This is a genomic window from Pseudomonas sp. IT-P258 (genome assembly GCF_949767825.1).
Lineage (GTDB): Bacteria > Pseudomonadota > Gammaproteobacteria > Pseudomonadales > Pseudomonadaceae > Aquipseudomonas > Aquipseudomonas monachiensis.
Window position 1 is genome coordinate 323,678 of sequence record NZ_CATKPU010000065.1, and the last position, 18,092, is coordinate 341,769.

General features: G+C 60.2%; 16 protein-coding genes. 6 read left to right on the forward strand and 10 right to left on the reverse strand.

The annotated features are described in order from the left end of the window. Position 1 precedes the first annotated feature (1 nt). On the reverse strand, positions 2–1,525 hold the full coding sequence (locus tag ACM6G4_RS22165; RefSeq protein WP_056726089.1) for a fumarate hydratase: 1,524 nt from the start codon (positions 1,523–1,525) through the stop codon (positions 2–4). Between the two features lie 483 nt (positions 1,526–2,008). Between ACM6G4_RS22165 and ACM6G4_RS22170 the strand changes: the two genes are divergently transcribed. From ACM6G4_RS22170 to ACM6G4_RS22180, 3 genes are read left to right on the forward strand one after another with little or no spacing between them, the layout of a single operon-like run. After that, positions 2,009–3,115 (forward strand): GGDEF domain-containing protein, encoded by a 1,107-nt coding sequence (locus tag ACM6G4_RS22170; protein ID WP_414914634.1) that lies wholly within the window; start codon positions 2,009–2,011, stop codon positions 3,113–3,115. Next, positions 3,108–4,043 carry an iron-sulfur-binding ferredoxin reductase gene (locus tag ACM6G4_RS22175; protein WP_056726087.1) on the forward strand — a complete coding sequence of 312 codons (936 nt, stop codon included), beginning with the start codon at positions 3,108–3,110 and terminating at the stop codon, positions 4,041–4,043. The genes ACM6G4_RS22170 and ACM6G4_RS22175 overlap by 8 nt, the downstream gene beginning before the upstream one ends. 29 nt (positions 4,044–4,072) lie before the next feature. Beyond that, positions 4,073–4,819: an enoyl-CoA hydratase-related protein gene (locus ACM6G4_RS22180; protein ID WP_414914635.1), complete on the forward strand. Its 747-nt coding sequence runs from the start codon at positions 4,073–4,075 to the stop codon at positions 4,817–4,819. Between the two features lie 44 nt (positions 4,820–4,863). On the opposite strand, the gene ACM6G4_RS22185 is transcribed toward ACM6G4_RS22180, so the two are convergent. Together ACM6G4_RS22185 and pyk are read right to left on the reverse strand one after the other, a co-directional pair. Beyond that, positions 4,864–6,177 carry a hypothetical protein gene (locus ACM6G4_RS22185; protein WP_414914636.1) on the reverse strand — a complete coding sequence of 438 codons (1,314 nt, stop codon included), beginning with the start codon at positions 6,175–6,177 and terminating at the stop codon, positions 4,864–4,866. A gap of 227 nt (positions 6,178–6,404) precedes the next feature. After that, complete coding sequence (gene pyk / locus ACM6G4_RS22190) at positions 6,405–7,856, reverse strand: pyruvate kinase (RefSeq protein WP_056726085.1); 1,452 nt, start codon at positions 7,854–7,856, stop codon at positions 6,405–6,407. A 173-nt stretch (positions 7,857–8,029) separates the two neighbouring features. Here pyk and ACM6G4_RS22195 point away from each other — a divergent pair, with 173 nt between their 5' ends. Both ACM6G4_RS22195 and ACM6G4_RS22200 read left to right on the forward strand, forming a co-directional pair. Then, a complete protein-coding gene (locus ACM6G4_RS22195) occupies positions 8,030–8,413 on the forward strand; it encodes a tetratricopeptide repeat protein (RefSeq protein WP_056726084.1) in 384 nt (127 codons plus the stop codon). A 233-nt stretch (positions 8,414–8,646) separates the two neighbouring features. Then, complete coding sequence (locus ACM6G4_RS22200) at positions 8,647–9,006, forward strand: PilZ domain-containing protein (RefSeq protein ID WP_056726083.1); 360 nt, start codon at positions 8,647–8,649, stop codon at positions 9,004–9,006. Between the two features lie 37 nt (positions 9,007–9,043). Here the strand turns inward: ACM6G4_RS22200 and ACM6G4_RS22205 are convergent, their stop codons facing one another. The 6 genes from ACM6G4_RS22205 to ACM6G4_RS22230 are packed head-to-tail and all read right to left on the reverse strand — an operon-like array spanning position 9,044 to position 15,757. Next, positions 9,044–10,372, reverse strand: coding sequence for a DUF58 domain-containing protein (locus ACM6G4_RS22205; RefSeq protein ID WP_056726082.1), 1,329 nt, complete (start codon positions 10,370–10,372; stop codon positions 9,044–9,046). Beyond that, positions 10,369–11,370 carry an AAA family ATPase gene (locus tag ACM6G4_RS22210; RefSeq protein WP_056726081.1) on the reverse strand — a complete coding sequence of 334 codons (1,002 nt, stop codon included), beginning with the start codon at positions 11,368–11,370 and terminating at the stop codon, positions 10,369–10,371. Before ACM6G4_RS22210 ends, ACM6G4_RS22205 begins: the two co-directional genes overlap by 4 nt. Beyond that, positions 11,367–12,530, reverse strand: a complete 1,164-nt coding sequence (locus tag ACM6G4_RS22215; protein WP_414914637.1) for a DUF4350 domain-containing protein — start codon at positions 12,528–12,530, stop codon at positions 11,367–11,369. The genes ACM6G4_RS22210 and ACM6G4_RS22215 overlap by 4 nt, the downstream gene beginning before the upstream one ends. After that, on the reverse strand, positions 12,527–14,071 hold the full coding sequence (locus ACM6G4_RS22220; protein WP_414914638.1) for a DUF4129 domain-containing protein: 1,545 nt from the start codon (positions 14,069–14,071) through the stop codon (positions 12,527–12,529). The genes ACM6G4_RS22215 and ACM6G4_RS22220 overlap by 4 nt, the downstream gene beginning before the upstream one ends. Then, complete coding sequence (locus ACM6G4_RS22225) at positions 14,058–15,035, reverse strand: stage II sporulation protein M (RefSeq protein ID WP_409078383.1); 978 nt, start codon at positions 15,033–15,035, stop codon at positions 14,058–14,060. Before ACM6G4_RS22225 ends, ACM6G4_RS22220 begins: the two co-directional genes overlap by 14 nt. Beyond that, on the reverse strand, positions 15,032–15,757 hold the full coding sequence (locus tag ACM6G4_RS22230; protein WP_056726077.1) for an RDD family protein: 726 nt from the start codon (positions 15,755–15,757) through the stop codon (positions 15,032–15,034). Before ACM6G4_RS22230 ends, ACM6G4_RS22225 begins: the two co-directional genes overlap by 4 nt. Positions 15,758–15,957: 200 nt before the next feature. Here ACM6G4_RS22230 and sbcB point away from each other — a divergent pair, with 200 nt between their 5' ends. Continuing rightward, positions 15,958–17,388: an exodeoxyribonuclease I gene (gene sbcB / locus ACM6G4_RS22235; protein ID WP_056726076.1), complete on the forward strand. Its 1,431-nt coding sequence runs from the start codon at positions 15,958–15,960 to the stop codon at positions 17,386–17,388. Between the two features lie 98 nt (positions 17,389–17,486). Here the strand turns inward: sbcB and mvaT are convergent, their stop codons facing one another. Continuing rightward, positions 17,487–17,864: a histone-like nucleoid-structuring protein MvaT gene (gene mvaT, locus ACM6G4_RS22240; RefSeq protein ID WP_007933316.1), complete on the reverse strand. Its 378-nt coding sequence runs from the start codon at positions 17,862–17,864 to the stop codon at positions 17,487–17,489. Between the last annotated feature and the right edge of the window lie 228 nt (positions 17,865–18,092).

Below are 18,092 nucleotides of genomic sequence, written 5' to 3' on the forward strand. Positions count from 1 at the left end.
CTTACTGCACTTCCACCGCCAGGCTTTCACTGATCTTTTTCTGCCAGATGGCAGGACCGGTGATGTGTACCGACTCGCCCTTGCTGTCGACCGCAACGGTCACAGGCATGTCTTTGACGTCGAACTCGTAGATCGCTTCCATGCCCAGTTCGGCGAAAGCGACCACGCGGGATTTCTTGATCGCTTGCGCCACCAGGTAAGCCGCGCCACCTACAGCCATCAGATAAACGGCTTTGTGGTCCTTGATCGCTTCGATCGCGGTAGGGCCGCGCTCGGATTTGCCGATCATGCCCAGCAGGCCGGTTTGCTCGAGGATCTGACGGGTGAACTTGTCCATCCGCGTGGCGGTAGTCGGGCCCGCCGGGCCAACCACTTCTTCGCGCACCGGATCAACCGGGCCGACGTAATAGATGAAGCGACCTTTCAGATCGACCGGCAGGGTTTCGCCCTTGTTCAGCATCTCGACCATGCGCTTGTGCGCCGCGTCGCGACCGGTGAGCATCTTGCCGTTGAGCAGGACGGTTTCGCCCGGCTTCCAGCTCTGCACGTCTTCCGGGGTCAGGGTGTCGAGGTTGACGCGACGGGCCGACGGACCGGCTTCCCAGACGATTTCCGGGTAGGCGTCCAAAGGTGGCGCTTCCTGGGCAACCGGGCCGGAACCGTCGAGCACGAAGTGCGTGTGACGGGTGGCGGCGCAGTTCGGGATCATGCACACCGGCAGCGAAGCGGCGTGGGTCGGGTAGTCCATGATCTTCACGTCAAGCACGGTGGTCAGGCCACCGAGGCCCTGGGCGCCGATGCCCAGTTGGTTGACCTTCTCGAACAGCTCCAGGCGCATTTCTTCAATGCGGTTCTGCGGGCCACGGGCTTTGAGCTCGTGAATGTCGATGGATTCCATCAACACTTCCTTGGCCATCACTGCGGCTTTCTCGGCGGTGCCGCCGATGCCGATGCCGAGCATGCCCGGTGGGCACCAGCCGGCGCCCATTTCCGGGACGGTTTTCAGCACCCAGTCGACGATCGAGTCGGACGGGTTGAGCATGGCCATCTTCGACTTGTTCTCGGAACCGCCGCCCTTGGCCGCCACGTCCACTTCCACGGTGTTACCCGGAACGATGGAGTAGTGGATGACTGCCGGGGTATTGTCCTTGGTGTTCTTGCGAGCGCCTGCCGGGTCGGCGAGGATCGAAGCGCGCAGGACGTTTTCCGGCAGGTTGTAGGCGCGACGTACGCCCTCGTTGATCATGTCGTCCAGGCTCATGGTGGCGCCATCCCAACGCACGTCCATGCCCACGCGGACAAATACGGTCACGATGCCGGTGTCCTGGCAGATCGGACGATGGCCGGTGGCGCACATGCGCGAGTTGATCAGGATCTGTGCCATCGAGTCGCGGGCCGCTGGCGATTCTTCGCGCAGGTAGGCCTCGTGCATCGCCTGGATGAAATCCACGGGGTGGTAGTAGGAAATGAACTGCAGGGCGTCGGCAACGCTCTGAATCAGGTCGTCTTGCTTGATCACGGTCATGAGTCGCGCTCCTCTAAAAGACGGGAACATTCAATAAGGTGCTTGCAGCTTGGGTGCATCGGTCGGTTGCAAGCACCTTTCAAGGCACGCCGGGCAAGCTGGCGCGACGCTAAAAAGGCGCGGCAGTATACCGCGCCTCGCGGACAGGCACACCCGCCGGCAGTCAATCGTTGGTCGCATAGATGCAGCTGCAAGCGGCAAGTTTGAAGCTGCAAGTCAAAGCGCATGATATTTGTGGCGAGGGAGCTTGCTCCCGCTCGGCTGCGAAGCAGATCGTAAATCTGCCGGCACATTACTCCTGAAAGAATGCGGGGGCCGTTTCGCAGCCCGGCGGGAGCAAGCTCCCTCGCCACAGAGTCTTCCGATGCTCGGAAAGTCGATCCCGAAAATTGAATGGTCATTTATCGGTCACGCAACTAAAGTGACATGCGGTCTGTAGAGTAGGACGCTCTGTCAGTCTCCTTTCATCTGGTGAGTCAACGATTGACCCATAACGCCATCCAGCGCCTGTTGCTCAAACGTTTCGCCCTCGCGGCCGGCACCTATGCTCTGGCATTGCTGTTGCTGTGGCTGGCATTCTTTACCGGTCACTACGATGCACCGCTTTCCAGTGTCGCCATCGGCAGCGCACTGGTGGTGATCAACCAGGCCATCCTGTTCGCGGTGTTCTACAGCGGCTGCAATCTGCGCTTCGCCGACCCCAGCCTGACCGAGGTGCAAGTGTTGCTGGGGCTGGGCTGGCAAACCTGGCTGATTGCCCATCTGGACGAAGCCCGGGGTGCGTTCCTGGTGTTTTACGTGCTTATCCTGCTGTTCGGCCTGTTCCATCTGTCACGCCGGTCTTTAGTACGATGCGCGCTGCTGGTGTTTTTCAGTTTCAGTGCAATCACGCTGTGGGAGGGTTACCACTTACAGCTGCCCGACCCGGCCATGGCGTTGTTGCAGGTCTGTGTGCTGTTCATCGTGCTGGTGTGGCTGGTGCTGTATGCCCGCTATGTCCAGGCTTCGCGACAGCGAATGCGCCAGCGGCGTTTTGCCTTGCAGGCGCACCAGGACACGTTGCGCGGGATGATGCGCCAGCTCGAAGACCTGGTGGCCACTGATGAACTCACGGGTCTGTTCAATCGCCGGCATTTCCTGCGCCTGGCTTCCCGCGAATTGAACGCCATGGACCCGGGTGTCATGCATGGCCTGGCGCTGATCGACCTCGACCATTTCAAACGCATCAACGATCTGCACGGCCATGCCGCCGGCGATCAGGTGCTGCAAGCCTTTGCCGGGGTTGCCAGCGCGTGCCTGCGCGACGGCGATGTTCTGGCCCGCTACGGTGGTGAAGAGTTCGTGGTGCTGCTGCCCGATTGCGATGCCGACAGTCTGACTTCGTGCTGCGAACGGCTGCGCATCGCGTTCACCGATGTCGAGCTGATGGGTCTGAATGTACGCAGCCTCAGCCTGTCCGCCGGCATGACCCTGCTGGAACTGGGTGACGACCTTGATGACGCTCTGCAACGGGCCGATCAGGCGCTTTATCGCGCCAAGCGTGATGGCCGCAACCGGTGCGCGGCAGCGTGGGAGAACGTCGATGCCTGAGCTGCGGGTTGGCGAGCGCCAATGGTCGGTGGCGGCGGGCAGCAATCTGCTCGACGCGCTGAACCAGAACGACGTACCAGTGCCTTACAGTTGCCGCGCCGGCAGTTGCCATGCGTGCCTGGTGCAGTGTGTGCGGGGGCTGCCGAGCGACAGCCGCCCCGATGCCCTGAGTGCCCGGCAGCGTGAACAGGGCTGGCGACTGGCGTGCCAGTGCCAGGTGGTCGAGGACTTGCAGGTGCACGCCTTCGATCCGCAAACCGATGGTCATCCGGCCGAAGTCGCGGCGATCGATTGGCTGAGTACCACGGTGCTGCGCTTGCGGGTAATCCCCCAGCGACCATTGCGCTACAGCGCCGGTCAACACCTGGTGTTGTGGGCGGGCAGTGTGGCGCGGCCGTATTCTCTGGCCAGCCTGCCGCAGGAAGATCGTTTTCTGGAGTTTCATCTCGATTGCCGCAAACCCGGGGAATTCAGCGATGCCGCCAGGCAATTGCGCATCGGCGATCCGATCCGTCTCGGTGAACTGCGCGGCGGTGCCTTGCATTACGACCCTGACTGGCACACCAGGCCGTTGTGGTTGATGGCGGCCGGCACCGGGCTGGGGCCATTGTTTGGTGTCTTGCGCGAAGCGCTGCGTCAGAATCACCAGGGCACTATCCGCGTCATCCACCTGGCCCATGATGCCGATGAACACTACCTGGCCAAACCCCTGCAAGCCATGGCCGCCAGCCGTCCGAACCTGAGTGTCGAACTGTGGACCCCGGCCGAGTTGCCTGCGGCTTTGGCGCAACTGCGCCTTGTTTCCCGGCAAACCCTGGCCTTACTCTGCGGAGCCCCCGACAGTGTCGACGCCTTTGCCCGGCGCCTGTACCTGGCGGGATTGCCGCGCAATCAACTGCTGGCCGATGTGTTCCTGCCCCGTGGTTGAGCGCTGACTTTTCAGACGCGAGACCTGCCATGACCGATGCCATCCAAGTTGAACGCGAACGCGGCCTGTTGACCCTGCGCCTGAATCGCCCGGACAAGAAAAACGCCCTGACCCGCGCCATGTACAGTCACTTGGCCGAGGCGTTGCAACAGGCTGACAGCGACCCCGGGATCAACGCCGTGCTGATCACCGGCTCTGCCGAATGCTTCACCGCCGGCAACGATATCGCCGATTTCATCCAGCAACCGCCGAATGGACTCGACAGCCCGGTATTCCGGTTCATGCACAATCTGCTCGAATGCCGCAAACCGGTGATCGCCGCCGTGGCCGGAGCGGCGGTGGGCATTGGCACGACGATGTTGCTGCATTGTGATCTGGTCTACGTGAGCCGTGACGCACGCCTGCGCATGCCGTTCGTCAACCTTGGCCTATGCCCGGAGTTCGGCTCCAGCCTGATCCTGCCGCGTCTGCTTGGGCAGGCCAAGGCGGCGGAGTTGTTGCTGCTGGGTGAAAGTTTCAGTGGTGAACAGGCGGCTGCGTGGGGCATTGCCTGCGAGGCGCTGGGCAGTGGCGAAGAGACCCTGGCCAAGGCGCGGGAGATGGCCCTGCGCTTCGAGTCGCTGCCGCCGGAAGCGGTGCGCATCAGCAAGCAATTGATGAAGGCGCCGGACCGGGAGCTGTTGCGCAAGGTGATTGAGGAGGAGGGGGCGCTGTTTACCCAGCGGCTGCGGTCGCCGGAGGCGTTGGCGGCGTTGTCGGGATTTTTTAGCAGGTAGCTTGAAGGCAACGGGCCGGGTTGCCTTATGAAGCCAGCGTAACTTCAGGCGCCGTTCAGCAGCCGAGTGACGATGACAGTTTTGCCATAGAAACCGTAATAATCATTACCTATGACCAATATCTTTCCGTCGGATTGCAGACTCATCCCCTGAGCAAGGGCTCGAATACCTGGCTTGTGAACCACCCAGCCCTTGCCATTCCCAAACGTCGTGTCGCGGCGACCATTGGCGAGGTATCGAGCGGTGACAAAATTTAGAGTCTGATCCTTGATGTATCTTCCTGAAGCAATGATTTTTCCGTCTTTATCGCCTATACCAAAAAACATCACACTCGCGAAGTCGTCAAAGTTTTCGTAAATGGGCGCGCCTTGGTGAAAGCTCCGGTCAATTAAACCGGTGGACGTATAAACTGCAATTAAACCTTTGCGATCAGGAAAGCCAAAACCGGTGCTAATCGTTCGCTCATCAGATAGCACTGTCAGGGAAGTGAACTGAAAACTTGGTCCTTCCAATAGTTTGTATCCAACTTCTGAAAAGGTTCTGTCAAAGCTACCATCGATATTAAGTCTGGCCAGTACCGCGGCGGAGCCTGCCCACCCACACACAGTGATTTTTCCATTCTGTACAACAATGTCGTTGAATGAGCTACGGACACCGTACACTTCAGAAAGAGACGCGTATCCGGTGTTGTTAAATGACAGGTCAACAATTCCGTCATAATCAAAACACATCACGACGCCCGCTACCAATTGCAGATCAGGATCAATCCCTGTCGAAATTATGTAAATTTTGCCATCCGATGCATGCACCGCACGACCTGAAGCAGCACTGCCGAATTGCAGGATGTCCGCTTCTGTTTGTTGATCGTGCTCGACCTTGAAAGGAGAATGGATGAGCAAAATTCCATCGGTGCCGAATTTTTTGTCCAGCTCTCCCTTATCGTTCAATCGGATCAGCGCTTGCGCCACTGTGGGCGTACCCACTCCCATGGTGTAGCTCCCCACCGATATCAGGATTTTGTCTTCTCCTTCATGGGTTATGTAGAACAATTGAATAGGCGTTGTGCCCAATGATTCGATATCCGGTACCTTGATTCTTATGTGAGCAGTACCTGCGATGCCGAACTCGGCATCGAGTGTGCCATCGCTTAAAACTCGAGTCAGACTGAGATGCTCAGGTAAAGCATCTTCAGGCGCCCAGCTGGATCCACCGATATAGATTTTGCCGTTTGCAGCTTCCGAAACCAATCGGCCGGTGGTCGTCATGTAGTCGCTGTATGTCAGAAGCAGCTGGCCATCTTGTAGCGGCCCAAAACTTGGGTCCAAAGCACCAGCGGAGTGAACGGGGCGGGTATTCATTTCTTCCATTCCTTAATCAGTTGATTTCAGCGAGTTGGTGAAGCGCCTGCAGAGTGAAGTCTGGGCGTCATCATGCTTTGCCAAGGTTCAGCTGTATTAAGTAAGGAGTGGAGTGAGCTGTCTACTGTCAAACTTGACAGGTATTTATCTGTTTTTTCTTGTTTTTATATGTAAAAAAGCCCCGCCATTCACATGGCGGGGCCTTGGTTTTTCGAACAACCGGTCATTCAGACCATCGGGTCGCCAACGTGCAGGATCTTCATGCCGTTGGTGCCGCCGGTGGTGTGGTAGCTGTCGCCTTTGGTCAGGATGACCCAGTCGCCTTTCTGTACTACGCCGCGCTTGACCAGCTCGTCGATAGCCTTCTGGCTGACTTCGTTCGGCGCCAGCGAAGCCGGGTCGAACGGGATGGTGTACACGCCACGGAACATTGCCGCGCGAGCCTGGGCTTCGCGGTGGGGGGTGAACGCGTAGATCGGCACCGAGGAGCGGATGCGCGACATGATCAGCGGGGTGTAGCCACTTTCGGTCAGGGCGATGATCGCCTTCACGCCCGGGAAGTGGTTGGCGGTGTACATGGTCGCCAGGGCAATGCTCTCGTCGCAGCGCTCGAACTCTTTGCCGATGCGGTGGCTGGAGGTCTTGCTGGTCGGGTGCTTTTCGGCGCCGACGCAGATACGCGCCATGGCCTGAACGGCTTCCAGCGGGTACAGGCCAGCAGCACTTTCAGCCGAGAGCATCACGGCGTCGGTGTAGTCGAGCACGGCGTTGGCTACGTCGGACACTTCGGCGCGGGTCGGCATCGGGTTCTGGATCATCGACTCCATCATCTGGGTCGCGACGATCACTGCCTTGTTGTGGCGGCGTGCGTGCAGAATGATCTTCTTCTGGATGCCCACCAGCTCGGCGTCGCCGATTTCCACGCCCAGGTCACCACGGGCAACCATCACCGCGTCGGAGGCCTTGATCAGGCCGTCGAGGGTTTCGTCGTCGGCCACGGCTTCGGCGCGTTCGATCTTCGCCACCAGCCAGGCAGTGCCGCCGGCTTCGTCGCGCAGTTGACGGGCGTATTCCATATCGGCGGCGTCACGGGGGAAGGAGACCGCGAGGTAGTCGACTTCCATTTCCGCGGCGAGCTTGATGTCGGCCTTGTCTTTTTCGGTCAGGGCCGGAGCGGTCAGGCCGCCACCGCGACGGTTGATGCCTTTGTGATCGGACAGCGGGCCGCCGATGGTCACGGTGCAGTGCAGTTCGGTGGCCGTGGCGGTATCGACGCGCATTACCACGCGACCGTCGTCGAGCAGCAGCTCATCGCCCACGCCGCAGTCCTTGACCAGGTCCGGGTAGTCGATGCCGACCACTTGCTGGTTGCCTTCGGTCAGAGGATGGCTGGTGGAGAAGGTGAATTGATCACCGATCTTCAGCTCGATCTTCTTGTTGGCGAATTTGGCGATACGGATTTTCGGGCCTTGCAGGTCACCCAGCAGGGCGACGAAGCGGCCGTGCTTGGCAGCGAGGTCACGCACCAGCTTCGCGCGAGCCTTGTGCTCGTCGGGAGTGCCGTGGGAGAAGTTCAGGCGGGCGACGTCCAGGCCAGCCAGAATCAGCTGTTCGAGAACTTCCGGCGAGTTACTGGCCGGGCCTAGGGTGGCGACGATTTTGGTACGACGGACGGACATGCAAAGACTCCTGAGTTCAAGCGCTGAGTGAGGCTACTATGCTCCGAAGTTGTAGTCATTGTTCGTTTGCACTACTTATTTCTTTCTTTATTGAACCCTGCAACTTTGCGTCCCGGCAGCCTGAAGATTTCCGGCCATGGGTCGATACAGCGTTCAAGACAGGAGATTTCCCCATGCGTTTCGTTCTCATTGCCGCCCTTGCCATCAGCGCCCTCAGCGTCACGGGATGCACCCGTTGGTCGATGAACCATCATTTGAACAATGCCTACAGCGCCTACGACCGGGGCAATTGCGAGCAAGTGATGCTCGAGTTGTCCAAGGTCGAACGCGACAGCCGCGCGCGGCCTTATGTGTGGCCGGAAGTATCGTTGATGCGCGGCCTGTGCCTGGAGCGGCAGAAGATGTACATCGATGCGGTTCAAACCTATCAGTTCATCATGGCGTCCTATCCTCAGAGCGAATATGCCTACCGCGCCCGTGCCCGCATCGAAACCCTGCAGAGCCTGGGTCACTACCCGATGCGCAGTGCAGCGGCTGTTAAACCTACGCAGTTCTGATGGCGATAACCCTCCAGTCGCTGGCTCACCGGCGGTGCTGAGCTATAGTCCAATGAACCGGTTTTAGAGCCTTGTCCTCTGAACCGGGGCAACACCTGTGACCGGCACAAGCAGGACTCTGCGCTACAAGGACTGGCGCACCGGAAGCGGGGAGAGCGGGCAAAGACTCATGCATACCCGTTCCGAAGCAGTAGTGCGGCTCTGCTTAAGAGCCTTGCATAGCGAAATTGCACATGTTCACTGACCGCCGAATCGAGCGGCATCAACTGCCGTACTTCCTCAAAGTGTTCAACGGCATCACCGGCAAACCCATCGGCTACCTGGGCAATGTCTCCGAAGACGGGCTGATGCTGATCAGCCAGTTGCCGATGATGATCGGCGCGGACTTCAACCTGCGCCTGAAAATTCCCGCCAGCGAAGGTGGCCAGCGAATCATCGACCTGCAGGCCTGTTGCCTGTGGTGCCACGAAGACGCGACCCCCCAACATTACGACGCCGGGTTCAGCCTGCAACGGGCGCCACCGGAATATGGGCAATTGGTGGAGGCGTTGAAGCAGTACTTCAGTTTTCTGCCGTTGCCGGCTTCGGCCTGAGATCAATGGGAACTCGGCTGTGAGTGATTGCTCAGGCTCAGAGTCCGGTTCTTTTCCAGCCCAGGTACCGAGTCACCAGCTCTGCCCCCAACTCACCGGGCCGCGCATCCATCACCAACACTCCATGAGCGTTCAAGCGCTCATGGAGTTCGGCGCGTGCATTGAGGTAGTCCACGGTCCCGCAATAGGCCAGCGCTTCGGACAAGGTCTGCACCGATGACTGACGCAGGGTATCGAGCACGTCTTCGCGCAGGCTCGCGACCAGCACCTGATGCTGCCGGCTCAGGCGGTGGACGGCCGGAAGCAGTTCATCGTCGTCCTCTTCGCGCAGATTGGTCACCAGCACCACCAGTGCCCGGCGTTTTTGCCGTGCCAGCAGTTGCGTGGCCGCGGCTTGATAGTCGGCGCTGCGTTGGCTGCTGCTCAAGTCATAGACGGTGTTGAGCAGGGTGTTGAGATGACTGGTGCCTTTTACCGGCGCGAGGTAGCGCGGCTGTTCGCTGGCAAAGGTACTCAGGCCCACCGCGTCGCCCTGACGTAGCGCCACGTAGCTAAGCAACAGACAGGCGTTGAGGGCGTGATCGAAGTGCGACAGCTCATCATCCTGGCTGCGCATGTGCCGGCCGCAGTCGAGCATGAAAATGATCTGCTGATCGCGTTCGTCCTGATACTCCCGGGCAATCGGCGTGCGCTGGCGGGCGGTGGCTTTCCAGTCGATCTGGCGCAGGCTGTCACCCTCGCGAAACTCGCGCAATTGATGGAATTCCAGGCCCAGGCCCCGCCGTTGTTTCTGGCGGACGCCAAGCTGGCTGAGCCAGTTGTCCACCGCCAGCAATTGCCCTCCATACAAGCGGGCGAAATCGGGATAGACGCGGGTGGCGTCGGGCAGTTCGAGCAAGCGTCTGTCCGACCAGAGCCCCAAGGGACTTGGCAGGCCGACTTCGCAGCGTTCGAAGCTGAAGTGACCGCGCTTGAGCGGGCGCAGGCGATAACCGGCCAGGCTGTGCTGGCCGGGTTGCAGCTCGACCGTCAGCGGCAGGTGTTCGAAGCTCAGGCCAGGTGGCACATGATCGAAGACTTGTACCTTCAGCGGTTGCGTAAAGTCGTGTTCGACCGTCAGTTGCACCTCGCCCCATCGACCCAGGGCCAGGCTGCCGGGTATCTGGCGTTTCAGCCGGGGCGAAGGCAAGCGCTTGAGGCGAATGGCATCGAGGATGGCCAGGGCCAGCAGCGCCAGGAGCAACCCCCAGTTGATCGCCATGAGATTCGCCGGAACCGCGAACTGCAATGCCCGCAAAGCGCCCGACACAATGGTGCAAGCCAGCAGGATCAATAGCCAGGCGAGCATCAGGCGCGAGGGTTTCACAGGCGCGGCGCCGGCACTTGGTCGAGCATCTGCTGGAGCACCTGATCGACATCCAGGCCCTCGATGTCCAGCTCCGGCGCGATGCGCACCCGATGGCGCAGCACGGCCAGGGCACAGCCCTTGATGTCATCCGGAATCACGAACTCACCGCCGCGCAACAGCGCTCGGGCCCGGGCACATCGCACCAGCGCGATGGATGCGCGTGGGCCGGCGCCGAGGGTCAAACCGGGCCAATTGCGGGTGGAGCGGGCCAGGCGCACGGCGTAATCGAGCACCTGGTCATCCAGGGCCAGGTCGCTGGCGATGCGTTGCAGGGCCAGTACATCCCTGGCCTGGAGTAACGTGCGCATCGGCTGGACATCAAGCATATCGGCCCGGGTCGAGCGGCAGACCTGACGCACCATGTCCAGCTCTTGCCCGGCATCTGGGTAGTCCATGCGCACTTTGAGCATGAAGCGGTCCAGTTCAGCTTCCGGCAAGGGGTAAGTGCCTTCCTGTTCGATCGGGTTTTGCGTGGCGAGCACCATGAACGGTTGCGCAATCGGCAATGGCTGGCCTTCGAGGGTGACTTGCCGCTCCTGCATGGCTTCGAGCAGCGCGGCCTGGGTTTTCGCCGGGGCACGGTTGATCTCGTCCGCCAGTAGCAGGTTGGTGAACAATGGCCCCTTGCGCAGTTTGAATTGCTCGGTCTGCAGGTCATACACGGCATGCCCAGTGACGTCGCTGGGCATCAGGTCCGGGGTGAACTGGATTCGCGCGAACTCACCGCCGAAGCAGCGGGCGAGGGCGCGCACCAACAGGGTCTTGCCCAAGCCCGGTACGCCTTCGAGTAGCACGTGGCCACCGGCGATCAGCGCGGTCAGGACGTCGTCGATCACGCAGTCCTGGCCAATCACTGCTTTTTGCAATTCTTTGCGTACGGCCTGGGCCAGATGGCCGGCACGCTGGCGCTGTTGAGCGGCATGGCTCGGTGCGTCGGGCTCGATCGATTGACTCATAGGGCGTTCCTCAAGGTTTGCAGGTGGGCGACCTGACGGCTGAATTCAACGCTGGAAAGCCGTTGTTTCGGCCGCGGGCTCATGGCCTGGCTGATGGCGCGTGTGGGTTGGCCGGTCAGGCGCGCGAGCACCAGCCATTGTTCGGCAACACCGAGCTGTTCAAAACCGGGGTGGCGACGCCGCACACGCCGCAGGATGTCTTGCTGCAAGGCTTGCAGCAGGCCGGCCTGACCGTTGCGGCGCAACAGGAAGTCGGCACTGGCGCGCAGATGCTCCTGCAGTTGTCGGCGCGCTTTCGGCGCCGGTTCCAGCAATGGACCCTGACGCACGCCAAAGTGCCAGAAACCCAGGCCGATCAAGGCGAACAGCGCGACAAGCGCCTGGGGGAAATAACGCAGCAGCAAGGTCAGCAGGCTGTCGTGATCGGTGTTGAATATTAGTGTCACGCGGGTGTCGGCGGTCAGGTACCAGAGCAGCCAGGCGTTATCGTACCGGTCGATGGCCGGGGTTTTCCACAGGTCGGCATCGGTGACCACGATGATCGAACCGAGCCCGTGGTCGAGTTGCATCATGTGGGTGGCCCTGGCGCTGTTGGCCCAGGCCAGGGCGAGGTTTTTCGGGTCTTCGAGATGGAACGCGGTATCGAAACCGGCATAGGCCGGGGCGTCTTCGTCTTCCAGGTAGAGCTTGGTCAGTGGCGGGTACGGATCGTCACCGACACCCGGCGGTGGGGCCTTGAGGTCTTTGCTCAGGGACTGGTGCAGTTGCACCTTGTCGAGCAGCAGGTCATTGCTGTGGCCGAGCTTTTCATCCCACAGCGACTCGGCGACGAACAGAAGGCGCCCGCCGGCCCGGGTCCAGTTCATCAACTGGTCGATCTGCCTTGGACTCATGTTGCCCCGTTCCCCGAGCAACAGCAGGCTGTGTTGGCGAGGGTCGAGGCTGGGCAGGATGTCGAGGCCATTGGCGTGGTCGACGCTCAGGCCTTGTTTGCGCAGGAACAACTCTGCCGCCAGATAAGGGTTGGCATTGGCTTCGGGGGAGGGGCCGTGGTCGATTTCGGTCTGGTAGGGGGTAGCCTTGAGGTACAGATAAACGCTCAGTGCAGCCAGCAACACGGCAACCAACGCACCGGCTATCGAGCCCCAGCGCCGGCTCAACGGGCAGTCTCCGGGCCGAACAGAACACGCCAGCCATTACACAGTTCCTGCTGCACCTGAGCGGGCGGCAGGCGATGCCCGTAGGCCATGTTTTGCCAGTGCCCGGTCAGGTTTTGGCTGTAGGCCAGCAAGGCCGGTTGTTGCAGTAGTTCGACACGCCGAAGCACCTGGCCTTCGGTGTCGGCGGACTTGAGCGCGATGTTGAAGTCGTGCAGCAGACGGCTGAGCAGGGCGCGATAAAGCAAACCAAGCGCTTCGCGTGGATGAGTCTGCCAAAGACTTTCGGCGTGGGCGGCGATGTCGCTGGGCAGGGACTCGGGCTTGAGGTCCAGGCCGAACGCCTGCGGCGGTAACGGTCCCGTGGCTTTGTAGACGGGGATCGGTCGGCGGCTGACGAAGGCCTGTAACCAGTCGCGATAGCGCCAGATCAACAGGCCGACGGCCCCAATGACGATGCCCCACAGCACGATTTCAATCAGGGTCGCCAATGCCCCGAAGCCTTGTCCCTCGAACAGCTTCAGCAGGGTCTTCAACCATTTCGGTGTCTTGCCATCGTCCGTGGCGCCAGCACTCGATTGCTCTTCGCCAAAGCGGTAGCGCGTGACCGACTCCCGGTTCTTGAAGGGCGGCTGTTCGAGGATCGCCTTGATGCTGTCCCTGGAGGCCTGGCTGGTCAGGGGCTGATCCAGCAGGCGCGGGCTGTCGGGTGAGAGGGCCGGCTCCGTGGCCCATGTGGTGTGGGTGGTCGGCATCAGCACAATCACGGCCATCAACAGGACAGCGCTTGCACCGACCAGACGCTGGCGCATTCGACGGAACACCAGTTCGATATCCCAGGCCTCCAGCACGGTGCGTCGGTTGAGGTACAGGCTGAAACCGCAGGCGACATAGATCGGTTCCCAGACCACCAGCACCAGCGCATAAAAGGCGTTGGTCAGGTGTTCCAGCCAGCGCCAGTCCTGGGTGGCCGCCGAGATCAGCGACTGCCAGCTCCAGTCGAGCGCGACCTGTTGTGGCAGCAATAGATAGAACAACACCATCAAGCCGGTCCACAACGTGCCTTCCAGGTGCGCGCCGACGATTGTCAGCCAGCGTGCGGCGCCGGCATCTCGCTGCAACAGCACCTGTATCCGTTGTTGCCGTTGCTGCCCATCCAGTCCTTCGAGTTGCATCACCGGCATCAGGAAACTGCGGGGCAAGCTCAGGCGTCGCCAGGTCAGGCTGGCCAGCAATTGCGGTTTGAGCAGGCGTGGCCATTGGTGCAGGGCCTGCTTGAGCGTAGGCGTTTCACCGAACATGGCTTTGGACAGGATGTACAAGGGCAGGCGTTCGAACGCCGGCTTCAGCCACCAGAAAATGAACACCGCTAGAGTGGGCGAATCCCAGAGCCCCCAACTGAGCAGCGCGAAAACCGGCAAAGTAACCAGGGCCCAGCTGGTCATCAACAGGCGTCGATGGCGTTGGCTCAGGAGCACCCCAAGATCCATGGCTTCCCAGTTCGAACGTGGGCGAATCACCACCGTGGCGTCACTCAGGCGCATGGCGGTGACGTCCGGCGAACACGAGATAAACCACCACCAGCAGCCAGAGCGCCGCGCCGACCAGGTACTTGGTCTGGTGCGAAGGGCCGGTCTTCGACGACCAATAGGCTTCGATAAAGGCCGCGATCAACAGAAATAGCATGGCCCCGCAGATCAGCAGCACGCTCTTGCCCGCTGCCAATTGCAAGGCCTCGGCGCGTGGCAGGCGCCTGGGGGCGACCAAGGCCCAGCCCAGCTTCAGACCGGCGGCACCGGCCAGGGCGATGGCGCTGAGTTCGAAGGCGCCATGGCCGATCACGAATGACCAGAAGGTTTGCCCATAGCCGACGTAGGTCAGATGCCCGGCCACCGCCCCGATCATCAGGCCGTTGTAAATCAGGAAAAACACACTGCCCAAACCAAACAGCAAACCGCTGGCGAAGGTCTGAAAGGCAATGCCGATGTTGTGCATGATGTAGTAGCCGAACATCGCCCAGTCCTCACTGGCGGCTCGCCCCGCCGTGCGCCCGAGGTGACCGGCAACGGGGTCGTACATGCTTTGCATCTCGCTGACCTGCGCGGCGGGGATCAGGTTGTAGACCAGCTCGGGGTACAGGTACACCAACAGCGCGAAGCCGGCCAGGCTGCCAAAGAACATCAGGCTGGCGGCGAGGACAAAACGCCATTGTTCGCGCACCAGTCGCGGAAAGTCAGCCATGATGAACGCCAGCACATTGGCCCCCAAACGGCTGCGATGACGGTAAAGCTGTTGGTGTCCGCGCAGCACTTGTTGCTGCAGGGAGTCGATCAGAAAACTGCTGTAGCCACGCTCCCGTGCCAGTGCCAGGTGTTGGCAGAGACGTCGGTAGTCCTTCGGGAAACTGCCGGCGTCGGTGCTTTTGCCGTCCCGTTCCAACTGCTCGAGCAGGTGGGCGAAATGCTCCCATTCGGCCTTGTGCCGGCTTTCAAAAAGGCTTTGCTTCATGTCGGCCCCAACAAGCCGCGGGCGATGCCGTTGAGCTCGGTCACCGCCTGTGGGGGCTGGACTTTCAAGGGTTGGGCGAGAATCGAAGCCAGTTCTTTGACCCGGGCTGCGGAGAGTTCACCCTGGCGCTCGGCAAACCCGAGAATGGCCCGTTGTTCGGTGAGTGTCAGGACAAAGGCCGGGCGACGCGACTGGGCTTCGGGGAGCTGGGGGCGGGTGTGCGGTCGTTCGCGGTAGATCACCAGGGTCCCGGCGGCGATATCGCCGAGGCGCTTGAAGTGGGGGTGTTGCAGGCAACTGACGGCCCCGAGGAAGTAACCGAATGGCAGCAGGTCGACAACGCGCAACAGGTTGCGCAGCAGCGACGCCGACCAGCCGACCGGGGTGCCATCGTCGTGCACCACCCGCAAGCCCATCCATTGTTTGCCCGGCGAGCGGCCGTGGTTCAGCACCTCGAACAGCACCATGTACCACCAACTCACCACGAACAGCAGGATCGAGCCGAGCCCGGCTCCCAGTTTGCCGAGCATCGCCAGCACAATGAACAGCACGCCCAGGACCAGGCCGCGCAAACCAAGGTCGATGGAGAATGCCAGCGCACGGACCATCAACCCGGCCGGCCGCAGTGGCAGATCGATGCCTTCCGGCGTTTCGACCTGGTACCGCGTATCCAGTGGCGGTGACAGCGGCGCATTCCGTGGCTGTGCTGTTGTCTCGAGCATGGGCAACCTGACGATGTGGCCTTATTCGGGATTGTGTATCCATTCGATGCTAGCAGCCTATTCGAGGGGCGGGGGCGGGAGGAAACGACATAACTATGTATTGCATGGTGAGCCGCGCAAGGTGTTTGAATGACAAGACTACTGGCCGGGGCGGGAGGTGAACGCCTAGACTTTGTCGATCTTCAGTTCAGGAATCGCCCGTGACCTCCATCTTCTGGTACGACTACGAAACCACTGGCATCAACCCCCGTTGCGACCGTCCGTTGCAAATGGCCGGCTTGCGCACTGACTTCGATCTCAATGAAATCGATGAGCCGGTCAATCTTTACTGCCAGCCCAGTGATGACATCCTGCCGCATCCGGCTGCCTGCACGATCACGGGGATCACCCCCGGGCAACTGCAGGCGCAAGGCTTGAGCGAAGCCGATTTCATGACCCGTGTGCATGCCCAGCTCTCGGCGCCCGGTACCTGTGGCGCGGGGTATAACACCCTGCGTTTCGATGACGAGATGACCCGCTACAGCCTGTACCGAAACTTTTTCGACCCCTATGCTCGGGAGTGGCAGGGCGGTAACAGTCGTTGGGACCTGATCGATGTGGTGCGCGCCGCTTATGCCCTGCGCCCCGATGGCCTGGTCTGGCCGACCGATGACGAGGGGCGGGTCACGCTCAAGCTCGAACGCCTGACCGCTGCCAATGGCATCGATCATGGCAATGCCCACGAAGCGCTGTCGGATGTTCGCGCGACAATCGCCCTGGCGCGCCTGATACGGGAAAAACAACCGAAGTTGTACGACTGGCTGTTTCAACTGCGCAGCAAACAGAAAGTCATGGACCAGATACGCCTGCTGCAACCTTTGGTACATGTTTCCGGACGTTTTTCGGCCGCGCGCAGCTATGTGGGTGTGGTGTTGCCGCTGGCCTGGCACCCGCGCAACAAGAACGCCCTGATTGTCTGTGATCTGCACCTCGATCCCCAGGGCCTGCTCGACCTGGATGCCGAAAGTTTGCGCCAGCGCTTGTATACCCGCCGCGACGAGCTGGCCGAGGGCGAGTTGCCGGTGCCATTGAAGCTGATTCACATCAACAAGTGCCCGGTAGTGGCTCCGTTGTCGGTACTTCGCCAGGAAGATCAGCAGCGTCTGGGGTTGGATATGGCGCTGTATCAGCAGAGGGTGTCGCAGCTCAATGACGCCCGGAAAGTTTGGCAGGATAAAATCCTGGCGATTTATGCGCGCGAAGATTTTTCCCAGAGCCAGGATCCGGAGCAACAGTTATATGATGGATTTATCGGTGATCGGGATCGACGATTGTGTGAACAAGTCAGGACCGTTGACCCGATGCAATTGGCACAAGAGCAGTGGCCTTTCGATGACGAACGTTTGCCTGAATTGCTGTTTCGATATCGCGCACGCAACTTTCCCGACACGTTGAATTCCGAAGAGCAAGAACGCTGGCGAATATTCTGTCAGAAACGTTTGTCAGACCCAGAATGGGGTGCGCCAAATACCCTTGATAGTTTTGTGGACGCCGCGGCCCAATTGAGCGTTAGTGCTACTGCGTTTCAGCAGGGGGTGCTCGGTGAGTGGCAGGATTATGTCCAGGGACTGCGCAAGCGTTTGAGTCTTTGAAATCGAACATGCCGGGGCTTAAACACCGCGCATAAAAAACGCCAGCATTTGCTGGCGTTATTTTTTGTCACGGATCCATCTGCGACAAGCTCTGAGGCTTAGCCCAGCAGGGTAGCCCAGCCTTCCACCACGTCACCGCCCCACTTGGCTTTCCACTCTTTCAGAGTCTTGTGGTTGCCACCTTTGGTTTCGATGACTTCACCGTTGTGCGGGTTTTTGTATTGTTTAACTTTGCGAGCACGCTTGGTGCCAGTAGTTTTCACTGCACCGCCGCGTGGTGCCTTGGTTTTGGATTCTGGATCCAGCAGCGCGATGATGTCACGCAGGGACTTGGAGTATTCGCCCATCAGGGTGCGCAGTTTGCCTTCGAATTCCAGCTCGGTTTGCAGTTTGTCGTCTTGGGACAGGTTCTTCAAACGGGCTTGCAGCTCTTTGATAGCTTCTTCGGTGGCGCGATATTCGTTGATCAAGGACATGGTGACTACCTTATGTTGTACGCTGGATGGCAGGTGACAGTGCGGCAATAATAGTCACCGTGTTTCATCAAGTAAACATTTAAGGCAAGTTTATTTAATTTAATTGCCGGGGTTTTGGCTCGCATTGGTAATGCAGTTTTTAGTGTGGTCCCGGTCTGTCAGATATACATAAATTAACAATTGCTCGGCGACGCAAGAGCATCTGTGCAAGCAGGCACTGCGGGTGTC

Excerpts from the sequence above, each read along its gene's own strand:
- ACM6G4_RS22165 (WP_056726089.1), bottom strand. The coding sequence starts at position 1,525 with ATGACCGTGATCAAGCAAGACGACCTGATTCAGAGCGTTGCCGACGCC.
- ACM6G4_RS22175 (WP_056726087.1), top strand. The coding sequence starts at position 3,108 with ATGCCTGAGCTGCGGGTTGGCGAGCGCCAATGGTCGGTGGCGGCGGGC.
- ACM6G4_RS22180 (WP_414914635.1), top strand. The coding sequence starts at position 4,073 with ATGACCGATGCCATCCAAGTTGAACGCGAACGCGGCCTGTTGACCCTG.
- ACM6G4_RS22185 (WP_414914636.1), bottom strand. The coding sequence starts at position 6,177 with ATGAATACCCGCCCCGTTCACTCCGCTGGTGCTTTGGACCCAAGTTTT.
- pyk (WP_056726085.1), bottom strand. The coding sequence starts at position 7,856 with ATGTCCGTCCGTCGTACCAAAATCGTCGCCACCCTAGGCCCGGCCAGT.
- ACM6G4_RS22195 (WP_056726084.1), top strand. The coding sequence starts at position 8,030 with ATGCGTTTCGTTCTCATTGCCGCCCTTGCCATCAGCGCCCTCAGCGTC.
- ACM6G4_RS22200 (WP_056726083.1), top strand. The coding sequence starts at position 8,647 with ATGTTCACTGACCGCCGAATCGAGCGGCATCAACTGCCGTACTTCCTC.
- ACM6G4_RS22210 (WP_056726081.1), bottom strand. The coding sequence starts at position 11,370 with ATGAGTCAATCGATCGAGCCCGACGCACCGAGCCATGCCGCTCAACAG.
- ACM6G4_RS22220 (WP_414914638.1), bottom strand. The coding sequence starts at position 14,071 with ATGCGCCTGAGTGACGCCACGGTGGTGATTCGCCCACGTTCGAACTGG.
- ACM6G4_RS22225 (WP_409078383.1), bottom strand. The coding sequence starts at position 15,035 with ATGAAGCAAAGCCTTTTTGAAAGCCGGCACAAGGCCGAATGGGAGCAT.
- ACM6G4_RS22230 (WP_056726077.1), bottom strand. The coding sequence starts at position 15,757 with ATGCTCGAGACAACAGCACAGCCACGGAATGCGCCGCTGTCACCGCCA.
- mvaT (WP_007933316.1), bottom strand. The coding sequence starts at position 17,864 with ATGTCCTTGATCAACGAATATCGCGCCACCGAAGAAGCTATCAAAGAG.